Raw genomic sequence first — 20,921 nt, forward strand, 5'->3', positions numbered from 1 at the left:
CTGCTGCCAGGAGCGACCTGATTCGATGCGTGAGATTATTTTCGATACGGAAACCACCGGCCTCGATTCGCGCGACGACCGCGTGATCGAGCTTGGCGGCGTCGAGCTGGTCAATCGTTTTCCGACCGGCAGGACCTTCCATCACTATATCAACCCGCAAGGCCGTGCGATCCACGCCGAGGCGCAGTCCGTGCACGGCATCAGCGCGGCCGACCTCGCGGGCAAGCCGAGCTTCGCCGAAATCGCCGAGGAATGGCTGAAGTTCACGGAAGGCGCCAAGCTGGTTGCCCACAACGCCACGTTCGATATCGGCTTCCTCAATGTCGAATTCGGCCGGCTCGGCCACCCGCCGGTCGATAACGGGCTTGTCGTCGACACGCTGGCCCTGGCGCGCCGCAAGCACCCGATGGGTCCCAATTCGCTCGACGCGCTGTGCCGGCGCTACGGCATCGACAACACGAAGCGCACCAAGCACGGCGCCCTGCTCGATTCCGAATTGCTGGCCGAGGTCTATATCGAGCTGATCGGCGGCAAGCAGGCGGCGCTGATCCTCGACAGCGCAAGCGCACCGGCGCGGGGCGGCGACAATGTCCGCCAGATCGAGATTATCGTCGCCGAGCGCCCGGCGCCACTGCTGCCGCGTCTGACCGAGGCGGAGCGCGCGGCGCATGCCGCCATGGTCGCCACGCTCGGCGAAAAGGCGCTGTGGCTGAAAGCCTCCCCCCAGGAAGCAGCCCAGGCGCTGTCCTCATAAAGCCGTCAGTGAAAGCGGCCTCAGTAGGGCCACTCCCCCCGGCCCAGCGCGGCAACCGCCGCGATGATGCGCGCAAAGGCTTCCGCCGCAGCCGGCACGGTCGTGCGGGCGCGCAGGAAACTGTGCACGAGGCGGGGTTCCTCATGCCACCAGGCCTTGCCGCCGGCCTCCAGGATATGGTCGCGATAGGCCTCGCCATCCGACGACAGTGGGTCGCATTCGGCCGTGATGATCACCGTAGGCGGCAGGCCGGAAAAATCGCGGTCGCGCAATGGCGAGAAGGTCGGATCGTCGGGCGATTGCTTCCTGGCTGACCTGACGTCGCGGTAGAAGGCGGCATCGCTTGTCGACAGCAGCGGCGCGTCAGCGTGTTCGACATAGGAGCCCATCGTCTCGTTGCCGCCGAGATCGGGATAGATCAGCACCTGCCCGATCGCGGCGCGCGGATGGTGACGCGTGGCCTGTGCCACCGCCGCCGCCAGGTTGCCGCCGGCACTTTCGCCGCAGAGCACGAGCGGCAGGTCGCTGCTTGCAGCCGCCCATTCGAAAGCCGCCAGCGCATCGTCGAAGGCGGCGGGGTGAAGGTGCTCGGGTGCGAGCCGGTAGTCGATCGACAGCACGTCGAAGCCGGTGCCGGCGCAGATTTCGGCGCAGATGTCGTCATGGCTTTCGAGCCCGCCGAGGATGAAACCGCCGCCGTGGAAATAGAGCACCGTCGCACGCGGCGCCGCGCCGGCGAGCCGGTAGCGGCGGACCGGGATGCCATGCTTCGAAGCGGCGACCAGGCTGTCGCTGGCCTTGACCCCGGGCGGACGGCCCTGGTGGAAAGCCCGGCACATCCTGGCATAGACCGCGCGCTGCTTGTCGACCGGCAGGCCGGCGATCTCGGGCGGGTACCAGGCGTTGACGCTGTCGATATAGGCCCAGAGCGCCGGGTCGAGCCAAGGTCCGTATTTGCCGCGGCTGGTCATCTCGGTCCGAGGGGCACGTCAAAGCTCGGCATAGAGGCGGGCGGCGTTTTCGAAGGTGAAGCGCAGCGGTACCGAGCCCTCGACCTGCCAGACGGTGACTGTCTCGCCGGCCAGCAGCCGGCAGGCGCCGTCGGTGTCGGTGACGGCACCGCCATAGAGCCGGTTGGCAAGGTTGAGGATGCCGGTCTGGTGCATGGCCGCGCTGCCGCTGCCGCAGGCATCCTTGACCAGCAGCACGCGAAAGCCCCTCGTCACCGCGTCCTTGACCGACGCGTCGATGCAGGCCTCGGTCCACACGCCAGCTACGACCAGCCATTCGACGCCGGAAGCCTTGAGTCGGTCGCCCGCCGGACCGGAGCGGAAGGCGCTGGCCTCCGCCTTGATCAGCAGCGCCTCGCCATCCGCCGGCGCCACCTCGCGGCAGATTTCGGTCAGCGGGTCGCTCTTGTCGGAAAAGGCCGACTTGCCGTCTTCGCCGACCGGATGAAAGGGCCGGTCCTGGCTGTCGAGATCGACAATATAGGCCCAGTGATGGAGCGGCACATGGTTTTGCCGCGCCGCGGCCTGCAGGCGCTGCACGTTGGCGAGGATTTTTTCATAGCCCTCGACGAGATAGCGCGGGTCCTGCCGGTGCTCTTCCTGCAGGTCGATGAAGATGGCGGCCACCGTGCCGCGCTTGATCGAGACAGGGGCTTTCATGCGGATGCGCTTTTGCCCCAAGATATTTCCAAACGCTGGAGGGACAGTGCCCCCCTCTGCCCTGCCGGGCATCTCCCCCTCGAGGGGGGAGATTGGCGGTTGCGAATGCTTTCGCCAATCACCAGCGTTGCAGGAAAAAGCGCTGCAAGCGAAGCTGCCGATCTCCCCCCTAGAGGGGGAGATGTCCGGCAGGACAGAGGGGGGCGCCAACTGAGGCGCTCGTTCTTCAGCTGCGATACGTCGCTGAGGTGAGCAACCAGCATCAAACCTCTTTCTCCAAAAATTCGTCCTCGTAGGGAAAGCGCGACAGAAGCTCGGTGCCGGTGTCGGTGATCAGGATCTCGTCCTCCAGCTTGACGCCCTCGCGGCCGCCTTTCTCGCCAATATAGCTTTCCACGCTCACCACCATGCCTGGCACGATATGGCCGTCGCGGCCATAGGTCTCGTAATCCATGGCATGCGCGATGAACGGTGTCTCGCCATGCATGCCGACACCGTGCATGACCGAGGTGTAGCGCTGGTCGACGAAACGGTCCGGGATTTTCCACGCCTTCTCAGCGATCTCGCGGAAGGCCATGCCGGGTTTGACGATCGAAATGTTGTGCTGAACCTGGTCGTGCGCCATGCGGTAGAGCGACCTCTGATAGGGGGTCGGCTTGCCCGGCCCGCAGCGGAAGGTACGCGAGAAGTCCGAGTAATAGCCATAGCAGCCGATCGTGTCGGTATCGAGCGCCAGCAACTCGCCGGGTCTGATCTTGCGGCCGCTGGCTTCGTTGAACCAGGGATTGGTGCGCTGGCCCGAGGTCAGCAGCCGGGTCTCGATGAACTCGCCGCCCTGGCGGATGACCTCGCCATACATGATGGCGAACAGCTCGTTTTCGGAAACACCGGGCTTGATCGCCTCGCGCACCGCATAGACCGCCGCCTCGGCGCCGGCCATCGACACCTGCAGGCATTTCACCTCCTCAGGCGTCTTCACCGCGCGCACCGCCAGGATTTCGCCCTGGCAGTCGCGGACCTCGCAGCCGCGCTTTTCCAGCGCCAGCGCCTGCAGGTGGCTGCAGCGGTCGAGCCCGAGCTTCATCGAGCCACCGCCATGCTTCTTCAACAGTTCGGCGATCTCGTCGGCGAAGGGACCCGCGGTTTCGTCGTCGCGGCCCGACACGGAAGACCAGACAAGCTTGGACGGACGCGCCTCGTCGATCGTGTCGAGCACCATGGAGACATGGTAGCTCTGCGGATATTCGAACAGCACGATCGGCCCATCGGCCGGAATGAAGAAATAGCGGGTCGAGTTGCGCAGGAAATAGCCGAACATGTTGCGCGAGCCGGTGGCATAGCGCTGGTTATAGGGGTCGAACAGCACCACGCCGCCATAACCGGCCTCGCGCATCCAGCCGCGCAGTTTGTTGAGCCGGCCTTTTCGCAAGGCGTCGGCACCGATGAAGGACGGTTCCGTATCCGACAGCCACATGCCGCCCGCCGGATCGGCGGCGGCGGGGTGGCGCATGCGGTCCTTGAAATCGACGTCCTCGGTGCTGTCGGGGTCGAATACGACGATGCTCATGGGGGTGCCTGGCCTTGGGTGAGTTGCAAGGTGTGACCATGGCGCAGGCGGGGCGCGGGAATTGTGCGGAAAACCGCGTAGGTTGTGCGGGATGCCGCTGAAGATGGGGCGCTGTCCCGCCAGCATTCGAAAGTCCTAATGCCTCCGCGCCATCTTCGGCGCATGCCCATGCTCCTCGCGAAAAGCCCGGGCAAAGCTCGACATCGAGGCGAAGCCGCAGGCCAGCGCCACGTCGCGCACGGCCAATGTCGAATGCGCCAGCAGATCGGCGGCGCGCTTCAGCCTGAGCCGCCGGTAATAGCCGTTGGGCGAGATGGCGAGTTCGGAGCGGAAGCTGCGTTCGAGCTTGTCGGACGACACGCCAAGCCGCTCGGTCAGCTCGGCCATGCCGAGCCGTTCCTCCACCGCGTCCTCCATGATGGCGATGGCCGACAGCACCAGCTCGTTCTGCACCCCGGTGCGCAGGCGCAGCGGCATCAGCTTGCGGTCGACGCTCGATCGCAACGGACTGTGCACGAACCACTCGGCGACCCCTGCGGCAAGCTCGGCGCCGTAATCGCGGGTGATGATCTCCAGCATCATGTCGAGGCTGCCGACGCCGCCGGCCGAAGTGAAACGCTTGCGGTCGATGACATAGAGGTCGCGTCTAAGCTCGATGTTGGGGAAGGCTTCGGTGAAGGCGGCCTGGCTGGTCCAGTGCAAGGTGCAGGCATGGCCGTCGAGCAGGCCGGCCCGCGCCAGGAAGAACGCCGCGTCCGCCACCGCGCCGATGTGGGCGCCGGCGCGCAGGCTGCGGCGGATCCAGCTCGCCGCGTCCTCGGCGACAAGGTGATCGGCGTCGCCGCCCGAGCAGACGACGATGCGGTCGACCTTGGGCGCCGCCTCGGCATAAAACCCCGGCTGGATGACGACGCCGTTGGAGGCCTCGACCGGACCCTGCATCGCCCCGACGATGATCCAGCGGTAGCATTCCCGCTTCGCCAGTATGTTGGCGGCGCGCAGCGGCTCGATGACCGAGCTGAACGCCATCATCGGAAAGCCGGGGAACACCAGCACCGCGAAGGTGAGGGTTGCGTCTGTGGGTGGTTCGCGCGTGGCCATGGGCGCTACATCTCGGGCAGATGGTGCTTGTGGTCAACGGTGTTTGGCCGACCGCTGCTCGATGCGGCTGCTGATCTTCACCGTTGAGGCGCGTGTCATGGCCGTGAAAGAACCCCAACCTCGCGGTGCAGGTTACCACCGACGCTTCTCGGCCGTGCCGAGAGCCACTCAACCCCCCAGTGCCTGATCCAGGTCGGCAATAAGATCGTCGCCGTCCTCGATGCCCGCCGACAATCTCACCAGCGAATCCGATATGCCGATCTCCGCCCGCTTCCCGGCGGGAATGGAGCCATGCGTCATCAGCGCCGGGTGTTCGATCAGGCTCTCCACCCCGCCGAGGCTCTCGGCCAGCGTGAACAGCTGCGTGCGTTCGAGGAAGCGTTTGGTGCCGGCAAGGTCGCGATCCAGCACGGCTGATATCATGCCGCCGAAGGCATGCATCTGCTGGACTGCTATGGCGTGCTGGGGATGGCTGGCGAGGCCTGGATAGATGACGCGGCGCACATCCCTGCGGGCTTCCAGCCATTGCGCGATTTTCAGGCCGTTGGCGGAATGACGCTCCATCCTGAGTGCCAGGGTCTTCAGCCCGCGCAGCGCCAGGAAACTGTCGAACGGGCCCGATATGGCGCCGATGGCATTCTGCAGGAATTTCAGCCGGTCGGCGAGATCCTTGTTGTCGCCGACGACGGCGACGCCGCCGACCATGTCGGAATGGCCGTTCAGATATTTGGTCGTCGAGTGGACGACGATGTCGATGCCGAGCTCCAGCGGCCGCTGGATGTAGGGGCTGCAGAAGGTGTTGTCGGCGACCGACAAGATCCCTTTGCGCCTGGCGAGCGCCGCGACGCCTTCGAGGTCGACGATGCGCAGCAATGGATTGGTCGGCGTCTCGACCCACAGCATCTTGGTCTCCGGCCGGATCGCCGCCTCGACCGCCGCAAGGTCGGTGAAGTCGACGAAGCTCACCTGCAGATTGGCCGAGCGCTTGCGCACCCGCTCCATCAGCCGGAACGAACCGCCATAGATGTCGTCGGTGGCGACGATATGCGCGCCGGAATCGAGCAGTTCCAGCACGGTGGCGATCGACGCCAGGCCGGAGGCAAAAGCGAAGGCTGCCGAGCCGCTTTCCAGGTCCGCCACCGCGCGCTCGAAGGCGAAGCGCGTCGGGTTCTGGCTGCGGGCGTATTCGAAACCCTTGTGCACGCCGGGCGATTGCTGGCCATAGGTCGAGGTGGCGTAGATCGGCACCATCACAGCACCTGTCAGCGGATCGTGGCTCTGGCCGCCATGGATGGTGCGGGTGGAGAAGGCCAGACGGTTCTTGCCGGATGTGGTCATTTTGCGCGGCGCCTCAGATGGTTGATCAGGTCGATCCGGGTAATCAGGCCGACGAACTCGTCGCCGTCGAAGATGATGGCGACCTCGTTGCGGTCGAACACCGGCAGCAGCGCGTCCAGCGTCTGGCTGGCCTGCAGCGTGTGCAGGTTGGAGGTCATGGCCGTTCTCACCGGGCCGCTGAAGCGCTCCCAGCGTCCGTCATAGGGACCGTCGACATGGGCCAGGATATCGCTTTCGTCGACGATGCCGACCAGCTTGCCATTGTCGAGCACCGGCAGCTGCGAGACGTCGGAGCGGCGCATGCGGCCATAGGCGTTGAGCAGGCTTTCGTCCGGGCCGACATAAACCGTGTCGCCGGTACGGTGGGTGCGCATGACGAGGTCCCGCAGGTCGCCATGCTGCTCGTGCTCGGCCAGCCCCTGCTCGGCCAGCCAGAAATCGTCGAACACTTTTGACAGGTACTTGTTGCCGCTGTCGCAGACGAAGGTGACGACGCGCTTGGGCACCGTCTGTTCGCGGCAATAGCGCAGGGCGGTCGACAGCAGCGTGCCCGAGGAAGAACCGGCCAGGATGCCTTCGCGTGACAGGAGATCCCGCACGGCCAGCATGCTCTGCTTGTCCGTGATGGAATAGGCTTTCCTGACCAGCGACAAATCGGCGTTGGGCGGCACGAAGTCCTCGCCGATGCCTTCGACGGTCCAGCTTCCCGCCTCTTCCATCTTGCCGGTCTTGATCAGCGGCGCCAGCACCGAGCCGACCGGATCGGCCAATACCATCTCCGTCTTCGGCGACGCCTTGGCGAAAAAGCGGCCAAGCCCGGTCAGCGTGCCGCCCGAGCCGACGCCGACCACCACCGCGTCGACATCACCGTCAAGTTGCGCGAAAATCTCCGGGCCGGTCGTCGTCTCATGCGCCAGCGGGTTGGCCGGGTTGGCGAACTGGTTGGCATAGAAGGCGCCGGGCAGTTCGGCGGCAATCTTCTCCGCCATGTCCTGGTAATATTCGGCATGGCCCTTGCCGACATCGGAGCGCGTCATGTGCACTTCGGCGCCGAGCGCGCGCAGATGCTGGATCTTTTCGCGCGACATCTTGTCTGGAACCACCAGGATGATGCGGTAGTCCTTGGGGATGCCGACCTGGGCGAGGCCAAGGCCGGTGTTGCCGGCGGTCGCCTCGACGATGGTGCCGCCGGGCTTCAGCCTGCCATCCTTCTCGGCCGCCGCGATCATCGACAGCGCGATGCGGTCCTTGATCGAGCCGCCCGGGTTCTGGCTCTCAAGCTTGATGAACAGCCGGCATTTTCCCGTGTCGAACTTGGTCAGCTCGACGATGGGCGTCTGGCCAATGAGATCGAGCACCGACGCATAGGGCGGACGCAGGCGGGATGTGGCGGTGTCCGACGGGGCGCTGTCGGCAGTGGCTTTTCTGTGCTCGCTCATGTCGGAGCCTCCATGGATCAACCTAGCGTCTTTTCCAGCCGATCGCAGTTGGAAAGAAGATAGATCGTGCCAATCCGGCGGCCAGACGGGGAATGAAATTCCAGCGGCCCATCGGGCGAAGCAGTGCGGTGCCGCATCGAGACGCCGGCGGGACAGCGCCCCCCTCTGCCCTGCCGGGCATCTCCCCCTCCAGGGGGGAGATCGGCAGCTTCGCCGGCCACGCCATCTTTACAACGTCGAGTATTGGCGAAGGCCGTCGGAACAGCAATCTCCCCACTTGAGGGGGAGATGGCCGGCAGGCCAGAGGGGGGCGCCGAAGAGCGCCGACCTTAACGCCCAAGCGCCGCGCCCTCAGGCCCGTCCAACGAACCATCTCGTTCGTTGAAGCCGCCGATTTGGCCGTGCTAGCCGAACATACGCCATACCAGCACAAGGAGACGGCCGATGAAGATCCTCGCCTATGACAACTTCAAGCCCGGCGTCACCCTCGACGACTTGAAGCCCTATCTGCGCGATGAAGTCTCGAATGTCTGGCGGCTGTGGAAGGCGGGCATAGTGCGCGAAAACTATGCGCGCGCCGATGTCGGCGGCGTCATCATCGTTTTCGAGCTCGGCACTGTCGAAGAAGCCAGAAACTACACCGACGACTTCCCGCTGTCGAAGGCCGGGCTGCTGGAATGGCATTTTCTTGCCTTCGATTCCGCGCCGTTGCCGCTCGAATACCTCTTCGATCCAACGGTCGATCTCGCGAAACCCTGGGACCGGACAGCGGCATGATCCGGTCGAGCGAAGGGATGGAGATCCCGACCAGCCTGGCGGAGTGGTGCAATCCGCGCCGCATGGCTCTGGTGGTCTACGACATGCAGGTCGGCATCTGCCGCCAGATCGCCGGCGCGGCCGACATTGTCGAGGCCACCGGCAGCGTTCTCGAAGCCGCCCGCTCGGCCGGCATGCGGGTGGCGTTCACGCGCCATCTCTCCTTGCCGCGCAAGTGGATGGGCGCCACCCAGCTGCGTACCGCAATGGCCTGGCAGCGGCGCGACAGTCCCGACGCGGTCGAGCCCTGGTTCCCGCGCGACGCCGAGGCAACGGCGATCGTTCCCGAACTCGCGCCACGCGCCGACGAGGCGGTGTTCGACAAGCTGACCATGTCGGCCTTCGATTCCACGGCGTTGAGCTTTGCCTTGCACGATTGCGGTGTGCGCGCCGTCGCGCTCGCCGGCGTGGCGATGGAGATCGGCATCGAGCCGACCGTTCGCCAGGCGACCGACAATGGTTTTGTCGCCGTGGTGATCGAGGATGCCTGCGGCTTCGGCAACCGGCAGGCCCGCGACCGCTCGATGGCCACGCTTGGCTTCCTCGGCGAGGCTGTCATCACCGATGTCGCGGGTTTCCGCGGTGCGCTCGGCGCCGGGAGCTAGGCGCCTTGTCGGGTCTCGATATCGGTGCGGAAGCGGACGCCGTCCGCGCGTCCGTGCACTTTGCCCCAGTCGTAGAGCGCCTCAAGCGCCGCGGCCAGATCGCGGCCACGCTCGGTCAAGACATAGCGTCCCTTTCCGTCCGGCGACGCTTCCAGCGCGACAAACCCGATCTCGACGAGATCGGCAAGGCGCTGCGTCAGCATCTTGTCGGAAAGCGAAGGGATCGATCGGCGCAACTCGGAATAGCGCAGCGGTCCTTGCTTGATCCGGGCCAGGATCACCGTCTTCCATTTGCCGCCGAGTGCGTCGAGCGCGAACTCGACCGGACAGCCGTAAAGTCTTCCGCGTTGTGCCATGCCGCCATCGTAGGCAACGCCCGGCGGCGACGGAAGCATCTTTTGCCCGGCCATATGGCCAGATTGCAGCGTTAGGCTTTATCGGCGACAGCTTATAGAGGAGAGCCAGGATGAGTGTACGGGACGCCAATTCGGTCAATGCCCGCAAGCCGAAACGCGTGGCGATCGTCATCGCCAATCCGGCCGTCTCGACCACGACCGGCTGGCCGGTCGGCTTTTGGTGGAGCGAGCTGACGCACCCGTGGTTCGCTTTCACCGAGCGTGGTTATGATGTCGAGATCTTCTCGCCCGATGGCGGCCGATGCGAGGCCGACGCGCTGAGCGATCCGCGTGATCCCTCGGGCTATTCCGAAACCGACCTCATCTCGCTCGGCTTCATCTCGAGCCCGAAACTGGCGAGCCTGGTCGACAACACAAGGCCGGTGGCGGAGATCGAGCTCGACAGTTTCGACGCGATCGTCGTCGCCGGCGGCCAGGCGCCGATGTTCAGCTATGATCGGGCGCAAACGCTGCAGCGGACCTTCGTCGCCTTCCATGAAGCGGGCAAGGTGGCGGCAGCGCTTTGCCATGGCACGGCGCTGCTGCGCTATGCCAGGGGCGCCGACGGATCGCTGCTCGCCGCCGGCAAGACGGTGACCGGGTTCGCCAATATCGAGGAGGATTTTGCCGACAATGCGACCTGGCGGATGGGCGCGCTGGAGCGCGGAAAACATTTGATGCCATGGCGGATAGAGGATGAGCTCAAGGCGATCGGCGCCAACTACATCCAGGCCGGCTTGTGGCGCGCCTTTGCGGTGCGCGACGGCAACCTGATCACCGGTCAGCAGAACTTTTCCGGCGCCGAGACCGCGCGCGCCGTGTGTGAGGCATTGGGCGGCTGAACCCTATCGTCCGGCTGGTAGCGGGAGGGACTTCAGTCTTAGTTGAGCAATAGCTAATGTACCTATAGCTTGGTCATGCGGGAGACGATCCCAAATCGAAACCTAACCCGCAATGGCCGGTGCGACCCGCTTTCAACCCAAGCATCCCCGCACCGGCCATTCTTTTCACCGTTGGGTAGCCGATGGCCAGCTTGAAATCGCAACCTAGGGGCGCGATGTCGCCACTTCGGGGAGGAAATCCAGTCGAAGGCGGGAGCATCGCGCTCCCCTCGCAAGAGGTCTGCGTCAAGCCGTGAATATCTTAATTGGCTAAAGTGCGGAACGTCCAATGGACAAGTCCGGAACGTTTGAAGGCCCCTCGGACCAAGGCCTACCGGTGCGCAAGACTTTAGTCCTGCCGTCTTATAGCTAAGAACGGAAGTTGTTCGGCCCCAGATAGGGCCACCTGGGCTAAATACCAGACTGCACTCAGCCGACCATGGTGCGATCGCGGAAGACGCTTTCGGGTTGAGCCGGATGCGGGTCTGCCAAATATACGATCGCCGCCGGAATTGCTCTATCCCAGCAACAGCTTGCTCAGTCTGGCGCACTGGACGCGGATATCGGGAATGGCGTCGATCTCGAAGAAAGTGCCGCGCGTCAGCGGCCCGACGGCGAGGATTTTTCGCGAGATGGTGCCGTCGGCGGCGATAATCTCGCAATTGGCCGAGACGTCGAGGCCGATGCGCAGCGGATCGGGACGCGCCAGGCCGCGGTCGACCAGCGAGCGCACCACGCTGTTCGACGAGGTCGAGATGTCGCGCACGATGCCGGAGCAATCATAGATGCGGGCGACGTCGAATGTTTCGAGACGCTGTGTGTGGCGCGACTGGACCTCGACCGCGAAGCCGTCGCCCGGCGTGACGCCGACGACGCGCCCGGCGATCGGCCGGATGCGTCCCGATTGCACGGCCTCCGTCACCCTGGCGTAGACCTCGGGTGCCATGCGATGGCGATGGATGTCCCACCAGGCCTTGGTGTGTTCGACGAAGCGGCGCTTGGCCGAGGCGGGCCAGTTCTGCCAGATCTTCTGGTTGAAGGGGCGCAGGCCGTCGACGACGTCGCGCCAGTCGACGCCGGCCTTCTGGTTCTCGCGGATGAGGTCGCGGAACCAGCCGACGAAATAGGAGAGCTGGGTGCCGAGCGGGATATCGGCGACGTCGAGCTTGATCGGGTTGCCCTTGCGGTGCGGCGAGGGCAGCAGGCCGCGCCGCGACACCGCGATGATGTCGCCGCGATGGCCGCGCTGCTCCAGGGAAAGGAAGGCATCGACCATGCTGAGCCCGGTGCCCAGCACCAGGATCCGGTTGTCCTGATCGAGCGCGGTATCGGCCTCCGAGCCCATCCGGATCGCATGGCCCTGCGCGGGCTGTTCGTCATGGCCGGTGGCCAGCACGGCAAGATGGGCAACCACGCTGGTGCCGTTGGCGAGCGCCACCTCGACCCCGGATCCGGTGGGCGAAATCGACAGGCTCTCCTCGCGGATCAGGCGCAGCCGGCCGGTCTCGCGCTCGCGCGTTTCCAGATCGTCGAGCAATTCCTTGAGATAACGCGCATAGAGGCTGCGCGGCGCGTAGACCGGAGCCTGCTCCGCTGTCGCCAGCCCCCGTTCCAGCAGCCAGCGCCAGAAATTGCCGGGATCGTCGGCATAGGCGCTCATGCCGGCCGCGCTGACATTCAGCACATGTGCCGACAGCAGCGTCGAATAGGCTATGCCCTGGCCGAAATGCGGGCGCTTTTCGATCAGTGTGACGCGCAGGTCCGGATTGGGCGATTTGAGCAGATGGGCGGCCAGCACGACGCCGCTGGCGCCGCCGCCGACGATGATGATGGAACTGGGGGTGATGGAATCGATCCGCCCGGTCATGCGCAAGCGAGCCCCGTGCCAGGCGTCGGCTTCAGGCCTGGACCTTCACCACGACCGGCAGGTCGTCCCGCGCGACCGGGAGGTCGCTCATGCCCGACGCGATCGTAAGATCGTCGGCGTCCCTCGCGATCGTAAGATCGTCGGCGATGTCGCGCATCTCGGCGAGGCTGCGCTGGTCGAGCACCTCGGCGATCGCCTGCCGGACCTCGAGCATCAGATGTCGGACCTGGCATGTCGCCTCGTTGCAGTCTTCACAGCGCTGATATTGTGTGCGGCTGGCGCAGGGGATCGGGGCCAGCGGCCCGTCGAGGACGCGCACGACGTGGCCGACCTTGATCTCGTCGGCGGGCCGTGCCAGGCGGTAGCCGCCCTCCTTGCCCTTGCGGCTCTGGACGAAGCCGGCATTGCGCAGCTCGCCGAGAATGGCGTCGAGAAACTTCTTCGGGATGTTGTTGCCGGTCGCGATATCGCCGACGAAGGCGAGCTGTCCGGCCGGCATCCGCGCGAGATGGACGAGCGCCTTGAGGCCGTACTTGCCTTTTTTGGTGAGCATGAACCGAACGTTTCTCTGTCATGCGATGGCCCTAGGCCATCCGTTACGAAACGCCTGGCGTGCCTCCCCGCCGCGCCGAAGCATCCATGACACATAAATTCTAGTGACATGATATACAAGCCAATTGCGGTTGATCTTGCTTGGTTTTCAAGCCGTTGCGGCGATTTTAGGCCCGCCTTGTGACGCCAGGGACACAGGAGCGTGGCTTGCCTGCACGGAGGCTTGCAGCCGGGATCCGACGACGTATGGCCTGTCATCGTCACTCACTCCTATGTCGATAAGGTTACTATACTTAACCACCGATGCGCGGAACGTGATTTTAAATTCTTCCCAATTTGAAGCATAGATTTGCTGGAGGAGGTGCCAAATCGGAATTCTCGTTCACCCCTGTCGGTATCGGGAACGGTCGAGGTATCGAGCCCGGGGCAAAGCTGGTGGCCTCGCCGCTCCTGAGCCAGGGCAGCCGCCCTGTCCGCCACGGCGGCCCGCCGCCAGTGGCTTTTTTCCAACATGCCGTTCTTCCTTGGAAGGATTTAACTCTACAAGAACCATAGAATTAGCTGACTATGAACGGGCGATCCGGTTTTCCCCTTTTTCAAGGAGCCTTTCATGTCCAGCATTTCACGCCGCGTCATCCTCCTGTCTTCCGCTGCCCTTGCCGGCGCCGCCTTCCTCGGCCCGGCGATGGCCGACGGCCTCAAGATCACCATCGGCTACCAGACGGTGGTCGAGCCCTCGAAAGTGCCGCAGGCCGACGGTGCTTATGAAAAGGCCACCAAGGCCAGCATCGACTGGCGCAAGTTCGATTCCGGGGCCGATGTCATCGCCGCCGTCGCCTCCGGCTCGGCCGATATCGGCTATGTCGGATCGAGCCCGCTGGCGGCCGCCGCCAGCCGCGAACTGCCGATCCAGGCCATCTTCGTGGTTGGCCTGATCGGACCGTCGGAAGCGTTGGTCGCCCGCGACGGCGCCGGCATTGGGAAGGTCGCCGACCTCGCCGGCAAGAAGGTCGCCGTGCCCTTCGTGTCGACGACGCATTACAGCCTGCTTGCCGCGCTCAAGCATGAGAATGTCGATCCGAAATCGGTCGAGATCCTCAATCTAAGGCCGCCGGAAATCGCCGCTGCCTTCGCGCGTGGCGACATCGACGCCGCCTATGTCTGGGATCCGGCGCTGGGCCAGATCAAGACATCGGGCAAGGTGGTGCTGGATTCCGCGCAAGTCGCCGCCTGGGGCGCGCCGACCTTCGACGCCTGGATCGTGCGCACCGACTTCGCCGAAAAGAACCCGGAAGCCGTACGCGACTTCGTCAAGGTGACGGGTGCGGCCTATGCAGGGTATCTCGCCAAGCCCGACGCCTGGTCGGTGTCGTCGCCGCAGGCCGCTGAGATCGCCAGGCTGACCGGCGCCAGGCTCGAAGAGGTGCCGGAGCTGCTGAAGGGTTATGCCTTCCCCACCCTGGAAGAGCAGGCCTCCGACAAATTCCTCGGCGGCGGCACGGTCAAGGCGATCGCGGCGGCATCCGCCTTCCTCAAGGAGCAAGGCAAGGTCGACGCCGTGCTGCCGGACTATTCGAAATACGTGACATCGAAATACGTCACCGAGGCGCTGGCCTCGAACTGACGTCTCGCACACGCGGGTCACCCTCCCTGACGCCGTGTGTTGCCTGCCCCAAAAGCCGCTGACAGGCGCGGTTTCGGGGCAGGCGGATTTCCCTCTAATCGGCGAGTGCCCATGCCGCATCTCGTGCTCGACAAGATCTCCATCCATTATGACGGCCAGCCGGCACCCGCCGTCGAGCATGTCTCGATCGGTGTCGGCAAGGACGATTTCGTCGTTCTTGTCGGCCGCTCGGGCTGCGGCAAGACCTCGCTGCTCAATGTCGCCGCCGGCCTTGTCGTGCCTGCGCGCGGCACTGCTTCAGTGAACGGCCAGCCGATCAGCGGGCCCGGTTCGGATCGGGCGGTGGTGTTCCAGAACGATGCTCTGTTTCCCTGGCTGACGGCGCGCGAAAACGTCGCCTTCGCGCTCAGGCTGCGCGGTGTCAGGCCAGCCGAGCGGGCGCGGCGCGCCGATGAACTGCTGGCGCTGGTCAAGCTCGGCGATGCCGGCGACAAGCGCATCTGGGAGCTTTCCGGCGGCATGCGCCAGCGTGTCGGCCTTGCCCGCGCGCTCGCCGCCGAACCCGAATTCCTGCTGCTCGACGAGCCGCTCGGCGCGCTCGACGCGCTGACGCGCGAACGCATGCAGACGACGCTGCTCGACCTTTGGACGGCAAGCCATGCCGGCGTGCTGATGGTGACGCACGGCATCGAGGAGGCGCTGGTGCTCGCCACCCGCGTCGTCGTGCTGGCGCCCGGCCCTGGCCGCGTGGTGCGAACCTTCGAGCCGGGTTTCTCCCGGCGCTACGCGTCGGGCGAAGCCATCCGCTCCATCAAGGCCGATCCGGCCTTCGCGGCGGCGCGCGGCGAACTGACCGACGCGATCTTCGAGGGAGAGGCGGCATGACCATTTCCTTCTACACGGAACGGCCCGTTTCAAGGACAGATGAAACCGATGGCCTGTCGGTGCCTTGGTCCAGGCCACGGGCGAAACGGACCGGCGTTTCGGCGCGCATGGTCAGCGCCGTCACCATCCTGGCGGTGCTGGCACTCTGGACGCTGTCGGCCCGCCTGCAGCTGGTATCTCCGGTGTTCCTGCCCTCGCCGCTTGCCGTGTGGAACAAGTTCGACGTGGTTACCAGCGACGGCTTCGTCGACGCGACGCTGCCGCAGCACGTCGTCGCCAGCCTGGGCCGCGTGTTCGCGGCACTGGTCGCCGCCATCCTGGTCGGCGTGCCGGTGGGGCTCGCCATCGGCATCAGCACGGTGGGGCGCGGCATCTTCGATCCGCTGCTCGAATTCCTGCGGCCGATACCGCCTTTGGCCTATCTGCCGCTGGTCATCATCTGGTTCGGCATCGGCGAGCCGTCGAAAATCCTGGTGATCGCCATCGCCATGCTGGCGCCGGTCGCCCTGTCCACCGCCTCCGGTGTTCGCGGCGTCTCCCAGGAGCGCATCAACGCCGCGCGTTCGCTTGGCGCGACGCGAGTGCAAGTGGTCCGCCATGTGATCCTGCCTAGCGCCCTGCCCTCGATCCTGACCGGCTTGCGCATCGCGCTCGGCGCCGGCTGGTCGACACTGGTCGCGGCCGAACTGGTGGCGGCGACGCGCGGGCTTGGCTTCATGATCCAGTCCGCGGCTCAGTTCCTCGTCACCGACGTGGTGGTGATGGGCATATTGGTGATCGCCGCCATCGCCTTCGTGCTCGAATTCACCATCCGCCGGATCGAGCGCGTGCTCGTCCCGTGGGCCGGACGAGAATGATCGGAAAAGGAGAATGACGATGACCCATTCGACCGCCGTGTTGTTTGCCCATGTCGGCTCCTGGCTGCTCGGCCTTGCCTCCGACGAGAAAGCGGCAAGAGACGACCGCCCGCGATCGCCGACGCCCGTCCAGTTCCTGGCCGGGCGCGATCGCCTTCCACCGCGCGACGAGAGTTTTTACTGGGCCTGGCAGTACTGGTCGCAGTGAGTGGCTGACGGGTGGCGCACCGTCGATGACAGGTCCCTTCCCGTGTAGGGAAGAGAGAGTTGCAATGGCCTTGCCGCTCGATCGAGACGTGGAAAACAATTTCCTCCTGCCGATTCATCTCGCAAAATTCTTTCTCTACTAAATTTATAGACATACCTAGCCTAAGTCCCACTCCGATCGATCGGAAGTTTCTCGGCGCTGCCCGCGCATTGAAGGAGAGGGATCATGTTCAATCCGACGAGACGCGTTTTCGGCATCGGCCTCCTGGCCGCGACGGTCGTGCTGTCGTTCGGCGCCGCCGCGCAGGACCTGAAGCAGTTCAGCATCGGTTACCAGAAGACCGGCCTGCCGGTGATCGCCAGGCAGCAGCAGGTGATCGAGAAGGCGCTCGGCGACAAGGGCGTCACCGTGAAGTGGGTCGAGTTCACCGCCGGGCCGCCATTGGTCGAAGCGCTCAATGTCGGCGCCATCGATGCCGGCTGGACCGGCGACGCGCCGCCGATCTTTGGTCAATCGGCGGGCGCCAACATCGTCTATGCCGCGGCACTGCCGTCCAATGGCGATGGCGAGGCGATCTTCGTCAAGCCGGCCTCGCCGGTCCAGTCGGTCGCCGATCTCAAGGGCAAGCGCGTCGGTGTCGGCAAGGGCACCAGTGCGCACAACCTTCTCGTCGCCGCGTTGGAAAAGGCAGGCGTTGCCTTCGACCAGATCACGCCGGTCTATCTCAGCCCGGCGGATGCGGCCGCCGCCTTCGCCAGCGACCAGATCGATGCCTGGGCGGTCTGGGATCCGTTCTTTGCCATCGCCGAAACCCGCTACCAGCCCCGTGTGCTGGCCCGCTCCAGCGAGGTGCTCAAGGTCAACACCTATTTCCTCGCCAACAAGGATTTCGCCAAGGCGCATCCCGAAATCGTCACCACGACCATCGCCGCGCTTGGCGAGGCGGCGAAATGGGCGGAGCAGAATCGCGACAAGGTGGCGCAAGCGCTGCATGAGGTGACCGGGGTGCCGCTCGACGCACAGACCATCGCCGCCAACCGCACCAAGTTCGGCGTCTTTCCGATCACCGGCGAGATCGTTGCCGGCCAGCAGGCTACCGCCGACCGCTTCTACAAGCTCGGCCTGATCCCCAATGCGGTGCGGATTTCCGACGCGGTTTGGACGGCGCCGGGCAATTGATTTTTCGTCAAGCGGCGCCGCGTGGAGAAACGCCCGGCGCCGTTGCCTTTTATGCCTTGACCTCCAGGAGGCCCGCCTTGACCACGCCAGCCAAGCCACTCGATTTCTTCTGGTTCATCCCGACCCATGGCGACGGTTCCTATCTCGGCTCCGAGCAGCAGCAGCGGCCGCCGGAGTTCGGATATTTCAAGGAGATCGCGCAGGCAGTCGACCGCCTCGGCTTCCCCGGTGTGCTGTTGCCGACCGGGCAGAACTGCGAGGATTCCTGGATCACCGCAACTGGACTGGCGACGCTGACCGAAAGGCTCAAATTCCTCGTCGCGTTGCGGCCGGGCGTCACATTGCCGACCTTCGCGGCGCGGCAGACTGCGGCACTCGACCGTCTGAGCAACGGCCGACTGCTGCTCAATGTCGTGGTCGGCGGCAATCCGGCCGAGCTTGCCGGCGATGGCGTCTTCCTGCCGCATGACCAGCGCTATGCGCAGGCGCAGGAGTTCCTGACCATCTGGCGCGGCCTGGTGTCCGGCGAGCGTGTCAATTTCGACGGCAAATATTACCGCGTCGAGAATGGCCGCCTCGACCTTCTGCCATCACAGGAACGGCCGCCCCTTTATTTCGGCGGTTCGTCCGATGCCGGGCAGGATCTCGCCGCCGATCTGGTCGACATGTACCTGACCTGGGGCGAGCCACCGGCGCAGGTCGCCGAGAAGCTGGCATCGGCGCGCGCGAAAGCGGCATCGCGCGGCCGCGAATTGCGTTTCGGCATCCGGCTGCATTTCATTGTTCGCGAAACCGAGGACGAAGCCTGGCGTGCCGCCGACCGGTTGATCAGCCATGTCACGGATGCCCAGATCGAGAACGCACAGGCGCGGTTCCTCAACCAGATGGACTCGGTCGGCCAGCGCCGGATGGCCGACCTGCATGGCGGCCGCCGCGACAGGCTGGTCGTCTCGCCCAATCTGTGGGCTGGCGTCGGGCTGGTGCGCGGTGGCGCCGGCACCGCGCTGGTCGGCACGCCGGAGCAGGTCGCCGACCGCATCCGCGAGTACCAGGCGATCGGCATCGATACGATCATCGGCTCCGGCTATCCGCATCTCGAGGAAGCTTATCGCGTCGCCGAACTGCTCTTCCCCAAGCTCGGGCTCGGCACCAGGCGGCTCAAGCCGCGCGACGACATCGCCAACGAATTCTCGGTCGGCTTCCATGGCGCGGCCCGCCTGCAGGCGGCGTCATGAGCTTTTCCGCACGCCTGCGCGGGAATGGCATCGGCTGGCTATTGCCGGTGCTGGTGATTGCCGGCTGGGAGGTGGCTTCCCGCGCGGGCGTCATGCCGGCCAACGTGCTTCCGGCACCAAGTGCCGTCGCCGAGGCCTTCTGGCGGTTGACGCTGTCGGGTGAACTGATCCGGAACATCGGCGTCTCGACGGCGCGCGCCCTTGCCGGCTTCGCCGTCGGCGGCTCGATCGGCTTTGCGCTCGGCCTTGCCACCGGGCTGTCGACGCTCAGCCGCGGCCTGACCGACACCACGCTGCAGATGATCCGCAACATTCCGCACCTGGCGCTGATCCCGCTGGTCATCCTCTGGTTCGGCATCGACGAAGAAGCAAAACTGTTCCTGGTGGCGCTCGGCGTGTTCTTTCCGATCTATGTCAACACGCTGCTCGGCATCCAGAGCGTCGACCCGCAACTCGTCGAGATGGGCCGCGTCTACGGCATGGACCGGCGCGCGCTGTTCTTCCGCGTCATCCTGCGCGGCGCGCTGCCGGCGATCTTCGTCGGCCTGCGCTACGCCTTGGGCATCATGTGGCTGACGCTGATCGTCGCCGAAACCATCTCGGCCAGCTCCGGGCTCGGCTACATGGCCATGCAGGCGCGCGAATTCCTGCTGATCGATGTCGTCGTGCTGTCGATCCTGATCTACGCGCTGCTCGGCAAGCTCGCCGACAGTCTCGCCCGCCTGCTCGAGCGCCTGTCGCTCGGCTGGCATCCCGCCTTTCAGAACGGATGAGTATTCGATGCCAGCCGCCAGTCTGACCTCCGTCCGCTCCTTTGTCACCACGCCAGCGCCCGCGCGCCCGGCGAGATCGGTCGAAGGCCGGCGCGCCTTCGCCTTCAAGGGCGTGGGGAAACGCTTTGGCGACAAGACCGTTCTCGATGGGATCGACCTCGACGTGCCGGTCGGGCAGTTCGTCGCCGTCATCGGCAAAAGCGGCTGCGGCAAGAGCACGCTGCTCAGGTTGCTCGCAGGGCTCGACCGGCCGACATCGGGATCGCTGACGCTGGGAGCCGAGGAAGAGGGCCACAGCCGCACGCGCTTCATGTTCCAGGAGCCGCGCCTGCTGCCCTGGGCCAGCGTGGTGAAAAATGTCGAGGTCGGGTTGACCGGCATCGCTTCCGGCACGGAAGCAAGGCGACGCGCGCTCGGCATTCTCGGCGAGGTTGGCCTCGCCGACCGAGCCGATGAATGGCCCTCGGTGCTGTCCGGCGGCCAGAAGCAGCGCGTGGCGCTGGCTCGCGCGCTGGTCGGTCACCCGCAGGTCCTGGCGCTAGACGAGCCGCTCGGGGCGCTCGACGCGCTGACCCGCATCGAGATGCAGCAATTGCTGGAGCGTATCTGGATTGCCCAGAAATTCACCGCCGTGCTGGTCACGCATGATGTCGCCGAAGCGGTTGCGCTCGCCGACCGGGTGGTGGTGATCAGCGGCGGCAAGATCGCGCTCGATCTGGATGTGCCGGTGGAACGGCCGCGCCGCCGCGGTTCCGCCGAGCTTGCCCGTCTCGAAGGCAGGATTCTCGACCAGCTGTTCGGCTAAGATCATTTCGGAAAAGTATGAAACGACTTTTCCGTCCGGGATCGCGCCAAACAAGAGTTTCAGGGCGAACGGTTCGCCCACACCAGCCCGGCCAGGCCGGCCAGCATGGCGGCGAGACCGATATAGAGCCATTGCGACTGGCCGGTCATGAAGCTGCCGCCGATCGCGCCGATGCCTTGCAGCGACCACACGGCGCCCATGGCCAGAACGATCAAGGCCAGCAGATTTTTGGCCAGCAGCTTTTTGGTCAGTCTCATTGTCGGATCCCGTTTTTCAAGTCGATCGATTGCGGCGCTATTGCCGTGATGAAAGAGCTGAAGGAAGTGGCCAGATCGTGCAGACTTTTATTTGAAGATCAACGCTCGATCTT

At 65.1% G+C, this 20,921-nt stretch carries 22 protein-coding genes; 12 read left to right on the forward strand and 10 right to left on the reverse strand.

Annotated elements, in window-relative coordinates; all coding sequences use genetic code 11:
- Positions 1 to 25 precede the first annotated feature (25 nt).
- Positions 26 to 754 carry a DNA polymerase III subunit epsilon gene (gene dnaQ, locus O7B34_RS15260; protein ID WP_337146820.1) on the forward strand — a complete coding sequence of 243 codons (729 nt, stop codon included), beginning with the start codon at positions 26 to 28 and terminating at the stop codon, positions 752 to 754.
- A gap of 20 nt (positions 755 to 774) precedes the next feature.
- Here the strand turns inward: dnaQ and O7B34_RS15265 are convergent, their stop codons facing one another.
- From O7B34_RS15265 to O7B34_RS15290, 6 genes are all read right to left on the reverse strand, one after another.
- Positions 775 to 1,725: an alpha/beta hydrolase gene (locus O7B34_RS15265; RefSeq protein WP_337146821.1), complete on the reverse strand. Its 951-nt coding sequence runs from the start codon at positions 1,723 to 1,725 to the stop codon at positions 775 to 777.
- Between the two features lie 18 nt (positions 1,726 to 1,743).
- Positions 1,744 to 2,424, reverse strand: a complete 681-nt coding sequence (locus O7B34_RS15270; RefSeq protein WP_337146822.1) for an isochorismatase family protein — start codon at positions 2,422 to 2,424, stop codon at positions 1,744 to 1,746.
- Between the two features lie 262 nt (positions 2,425 to 2,686).
- Entirely contained in the window at positions 2,687 to 3,991 is a 1,305-nt protein-coding gene (locus O7B34_RS15275; RefSeq protein ID WP_337146823.1) for a M24 family metallopeptidase, read from the reverse strand.
- Between the two features lie 135 nt (positions 3,992 to 4,126).
- Positions 4,127 to 5,092: a GlxA family transcriptional regulator gene (locus O7B34_RS15280; protein ID WP_337146824.1), complete on the reverse strand. Its 966-nt coding sequence runs from the start codon at positions 5,090 to 5,092 to the stop codon at positions 4,127 to 4,129.
- 168 nt (positions 5,093 to 5,260) lie between these two features.
- Positions 5,261 to 6,430, reverse strand: coding sequence for a trans-sulfuration enzyme family protein (locus O7B34_RS15285; protein ID WP_337146825.1), 1,170 nt, complete (start codon positions 6,428 to 6,430; stop codon positions 5,261 to 5,263).
- On the reverse strand, positions 6,427 to 7,869 hold the full coding sequence (locus O7B34_RS15290; RefSeq protein WP_337146826.1) for a pyridoxal-phosphate dependent enzyme: 1,443 nt from the start codon (positions 7,867 to 7,869) through the stop codon (positions 6,427 to 6,429). The genes O7B34_RS15285 and O7B34_RS15290 overlap by 4 nt, the downstream gene beginning before the upstream one ends.
- Positions 7,870 to 8,313: 444 nt before the next feature.
- Between O7B34_RS15290 and O7B34_RS15295 the strand changes: the two genes are divergently transcribed.
- Together O7B34_RS15295 and O7B34_RS15300 are read left to right on the forward strand one after the other, a co-directional pair.
- Positions 8,314 to 8,646, forward strand: coding sequence for a hypothetical protein (locus O7B34_RS15295; protein WP_337146827.1), 333 nt, complete (start codon positions 8,314 to 8,316; stop codon positions 8,644 to 8,646).
- A complete protein-coding gene (locus tag O7B34_RS15300; protein ID WP_337146828.1) occupies positions 8,643 to 9,290 on the forward strand; it encodes a cysteine hydrolase in 648 nt (215 codons plus the stop codon). Before O7B34_RS15295 ends, O7B34_RS15300 begins: the two co-directional genes overlap by 4 nt.
- Here the strand turns inward: O7B34_RS15300 and O7B34_RS15305 are convergent.
- Positions 9,287 to 9,646 carry a winged helix-turn-helix transcriptional regulator gene (locus tag O7B34_RS15305; protein WP_337146830.1) on the reverse strand — a complete coding sequence of 120 codons (360 nt, stop codon included), beginning with the start codon at positions 9,644 to 9,646 and terminating at the stop codon, positions 9,287 to 9,289. The two genes, O7B34_RS15300 and O7B34_RS15305, sit on opposite strands and share 4 nt — an antisense overlap.
- Before the next feature lie 110 nt (positions 9,647 to 9,756).
- Here O7B34_RS15305 and O7B34_RS15310 point away from each other — a divergent pair, with 110 nt between their 5' ends.
- Positions 9,757 to 10,527: a type 1 glutamine amidotransferase domain-containing protein gene (locus O7B34_RS15310; RefSeq protein ID WP_337146831.1), complete on the forward strand. Its 771-nt coding sequence runs from the start codon at positions 9,757 to 9,759 to the stop codon at positions 10,525 to 10,527.
- A gap of 556 nt (positions 10,528 to 11,083) precedes the next feature.
- Here the strand turns inward: O7B34_RS15310 and O7B34_RS15315 are convergent.
- Both O7B34_RS15315 and O7B34_RS15320 read right to left on the reverse strand, forming a co-directional pair.
- Positions 11,084 to 12,433 carry an FAD/NAD(P)-binding protein gene (locus tag O7B34_RS15315; RefSeq protein ID WP_337146833.1) on the reverse strand — a complete coding sequence of 450 codons (1,350 nt, stop codon included), beginning with the start codon at positions 12,431 to 12,433 and terminating at the stop codon, positions 11,084 to 11,086.
- A 31-nt stretch (positions 12,434 to 12,464) separates the two neighbouring features.
- Positions 12,465 to 12,986, reverse strand: coding sequence for an RrF2 family transcriptional regulator (locus O7B34_RS15320; RefSeq protein ID WP_027145724.1), 522 nt, complete (start codon positions 12,984 to 12,986; stop codon positions 12,465 to 12,467).
- Between the two features lie 609 nt (positions 12,987 to 13,595).
- Between O7B34_RS15320 and tauA the strand changes: the two genes are divergently transcribed.
- The 8 genes from tauA to O7B34_RS15360 all read left to right on the forward strand — a co-directional run bounded on the left by tauA (position 13,596) and on the right by O7B34_RS15360 (position 20,551).
- Positions 13,596 to 14,609 carry a taurine ABC transporter substrate-binding protein gene (tauA, locus tag O7B34_RS15325; RefSeq protein WP_337146834.1) on the forward strand — a complete coding sequence of 338 codons (1,014 nt, stop codon included), beginning with the start codon at positions 13,596 to 13,598 and terminating at the stop codon, positions 14,607 to 14,609.
- A gap of 111 nt (positions 14,610 to 14,720) precedes the next feature.
- A complete protein-coding gene (locus O7B34_RS15330; protein WP_337146835.1) occupies positions 14,721 to 15,494 on the forward strand; it encodes a taurine ABC transporter ATP-binding protein in 774 nt (257 codons plus the stop codon).
- Complete coding sequence (locus tag O7B34_RS15335) at positions 15,491 to 16,351, forward strand: ABC transporter permease subunit (RefSeq protein ID WP_337146836.1); 861 nt, start codon at positions 15,491 to 15,493, stop codon at positions 16,349 to 16,351. The genes O7B34_RS15330 and O7B34_RS15335 overlap by 4 nt, the downstream gene beginning before the upstream one ends.
- A gap of 19 nt (positions 16,352 to 16,370) precedes the next feature.
- On the forward strand, positions 16,371 to 16,559 hold the full coding sequence (locus O7B34_RS15340) for a hypothetical protein (RefSeq protein WP_337146837.1): 189 nt from the start codon (positions 16,371 to 16,373) through the stop codon (positions 16,557 to 16,559).
- A 225-nt stretch (positions 16,560 to 16,784) separates the two neighbouring features.
- Positions 16,785 to 17,738: a sulfonate ABC transporter substrate-binding protein gene (locus tag O7B34_RS15345; protein ID WP_337146838.1), complete on the forward strand. Its 954-nt coding sequence runs from the start codon at positions 16,785 to 16,787 to the stop codon at positions 17,736 to 17,738.
- A 77-nt stretch (positions 17,739 to 17,815) separates the two neighbouring features.
- Positions 17,816 to 18,973 (forward strand): FMNH2-dependent alkanesulfonate monooxygenase, encoded by a 1,158-nt coding sequence (gene ssuD / locus O7B34_RS15350; RefSeq protein ID WP_337146840.1) that lies wholly within the window; start codon positions 17,816 to 17,818, stop codon positions 18,971 to 18,973.
- The gene (locus O7B34_RS15355; RefSeq protein ID WP_337146841.1) at positions 18,970 to 19,746 is read left to right on the forward strand and encodes an ABC transporter permease subunit; all 777 of its coding nucleotides are present in this window, start codon (positions 18,970 to 18,972) and stop codon (positions 19,744 to 19,746) included. The genes ssuD and O7B34_RS15355 overlap by 4 nt, the downstream gene beginning before the upstream one ends.
- Positions 19,747 to 19,753: 7 nt before the next feature.
- Positions 19,754 to 20,551: an ATP-binding cassette domain-containing protein gene (locus O7B34_RS15360; protein ID WP_337146842.1), complete on the forward strand. Its 798-nt coding sequence runs from the start codon at positions 19,754 to 19,756 to the stop codon at positions 20,549 to 20,551.
- 59 nt (positions 20,552 to 20,610) lie between these two features.
- Here O7B34_RS15360 and O7B34_RS15365 read toward each other — a convergent pair whose 3' ends face one another.
- Complete coding sequence (locus tag O7B34_RS15365; protein ID WP_337146843.1) at positions 20,611 to 20,808, reverse strand: hypothetical protein; 198 nt, start codon at positions 20,806 to 20,808, stop codon at positions 20,611 to 20,613.
- Positions 20,809 to 20,921 lie beyond the last annotated feature (113 nt).

The sequence above is a fragment of the Mesorhizobium sp. Cs1299R1N3 genome, from assembly GCF_037179625.1.
Classification (GTDB): domain Bacteria; phylum Pseudomonadota; class Alphaproteobacteria; order Rhizobiales; family Rhizobiaceae; genus Mesorhizobium; species Mesorhizobium salmacidum.

Excerpts from the sequence above, each read along its gene's own strand:
- O7B34_RS15335 (WP_337146836.1), top strand. The coding sequence starts at position 15,491 with ATGACCATTTCCTTCTACACGGAACGGCCCGTTTCAAGGACAGATGAA.
- dnaQ (WP_337146820.1), top strand. The coding sequence starts at position 26 with ATGCGTGAGATTATTTTCGATACGGAAACCACCGGCCTCGATTCGCGC.
- O7B34_RS15280 (WP_337146824.1), bottom strand. The coding sequence starts at position 5,092 with ATGGCCACGCGCGAACCACCCACAGACGCAACCCTCACCTTCGCGGTG.
- O7B34_RS15310 (WP_337146831.1), top strand. The coding sequence starts at position 9,757 with ATGAGTGTACGGGACGCCAATTCGGTCAATGCCCGCAAGCCGAAACGC.
- O7B34_RS15270 (WP_337146822.1), bottom strand. The coding sequence starts at position 2,424 with ATGAAAGCCCCTGTCTCGATCAAGCGCGGCACGGTGGCCGCCATCTTC.
- O7B34_RS15295 (WP_337146827.1), top strand. The coding sequence starts at position 8,314 with ATGAAGATCCTCGCCTATGACAACTTCAAGCCCGGCGTCACCCTCGAC.
- O7B34_RS15355 (WP_337146841.1), top strand. The coding sequence starts at position 18,970 with ATGAGCTTTTCCGCACGCCTGCGCGGGAATGGCATCGGCTGGCTATTG.
- O7B34_RS15340 (WP_337146837.1), top strand. The coding sequence starts at position 16,371 with ATGACCCATTCGACCGCCGTGTTGTTTGCCCATGTCGGCTCCTGGCTG.
- O7B34_RS15360 (WP_337146842.1), top strand. The coding sequence starts at position 19,754 with ATGCCAGCCGCCAGTCTGACCTCCGTCCGCTCCTTTGTCACCACGCCA.
- O7B34_RS15275 (WP_337146823.1), bottom strand. The coding sequence starts at position 3,991 with ATGAGCATCGTCGTATTCGACCCCGACAGCACCGAGGACGTCGATTTC.
- O7B34_RS15305 (WP_337146830.1), bottom strand. The coding sequence starts at position 9,646 with ATGGCACAACGCGGAAGACTTTACGGCTGTCCGGTCGAGTTCGCGCTC.
- O7B34_RS15320 (WP_027145724.1), bottom strand. The coding sequence starts at position 12,986 with ATGCTCACCAAAAAAGGCAAGTACGGCCTCAAGGCGCTCGTCCATCTC.
- O7B34_RS15345 (WP_337146838.1), top strand. The coding sequence starts at position 16,785 with ATGTTCAATCCGACGAGACGCGTTTTCGGCATCGGCCTCCTGGCCGCG.
- O7B34_RS15290 (WP_337146826.1), bottom strand. The coding sequence starts at position 7,869 with ATGAGCGAGCACAGAAAAGCCACTGCCGACAGCGCCCCGTCGGACACC.
- O7B34_RS15285 (WP_337146825.1), bottom strand. The coding sequence starts at position 6,430 with ATGACCACATCCGGCAAGAACCGTCTGGCCTTCTCCACCCGCACCATC.
- O7B34_RS15330 (WP_337146835.1), top strand. The coding sequence starts at position 14,721 with ATGCCGCATCTCGTGCTCGACAAGATCTCCATCCATTATGACGGCCAG.
- tauA (WP_337146834.1), top strand. The coding sequence starts at position 13,596 with ATGTCCAGCATTTCACGCCGCGTCATCCTCCTGTCTTCCGCTGCCCTT.
- O7B34_RS15315 (WP_337146833.1), bottom strand. The coding sequence starts at position 12,433 with ATGACCGGGCGGATCGATTCCATCACCCCCAGTTCCATCATCATCGTC.
- O7B34_RS15300 (WP_337146828.1), top strand. The coding sequence starts at position 8,643 with ATGATCCGGTCGAGCGAAGGGATGGAGATCCCGACCAGCCTGGCGGAG.
- O7B34_RS15365 (WP_337146843.1), bottom strand. The coding sequence starts at position 20,808 with ATGAGACTGACCAAAAAGCTGCTGGCCAAAAATCTGCTGGCCTTGATC.
- O7B34_RS15265 (WP_337146821.1), bottom strand. The coding sequence starts at position 1,725 with ATGACCAGCCGCGGCAAATACGGACCTTGGCTCGACCCGGCGCTCTGG.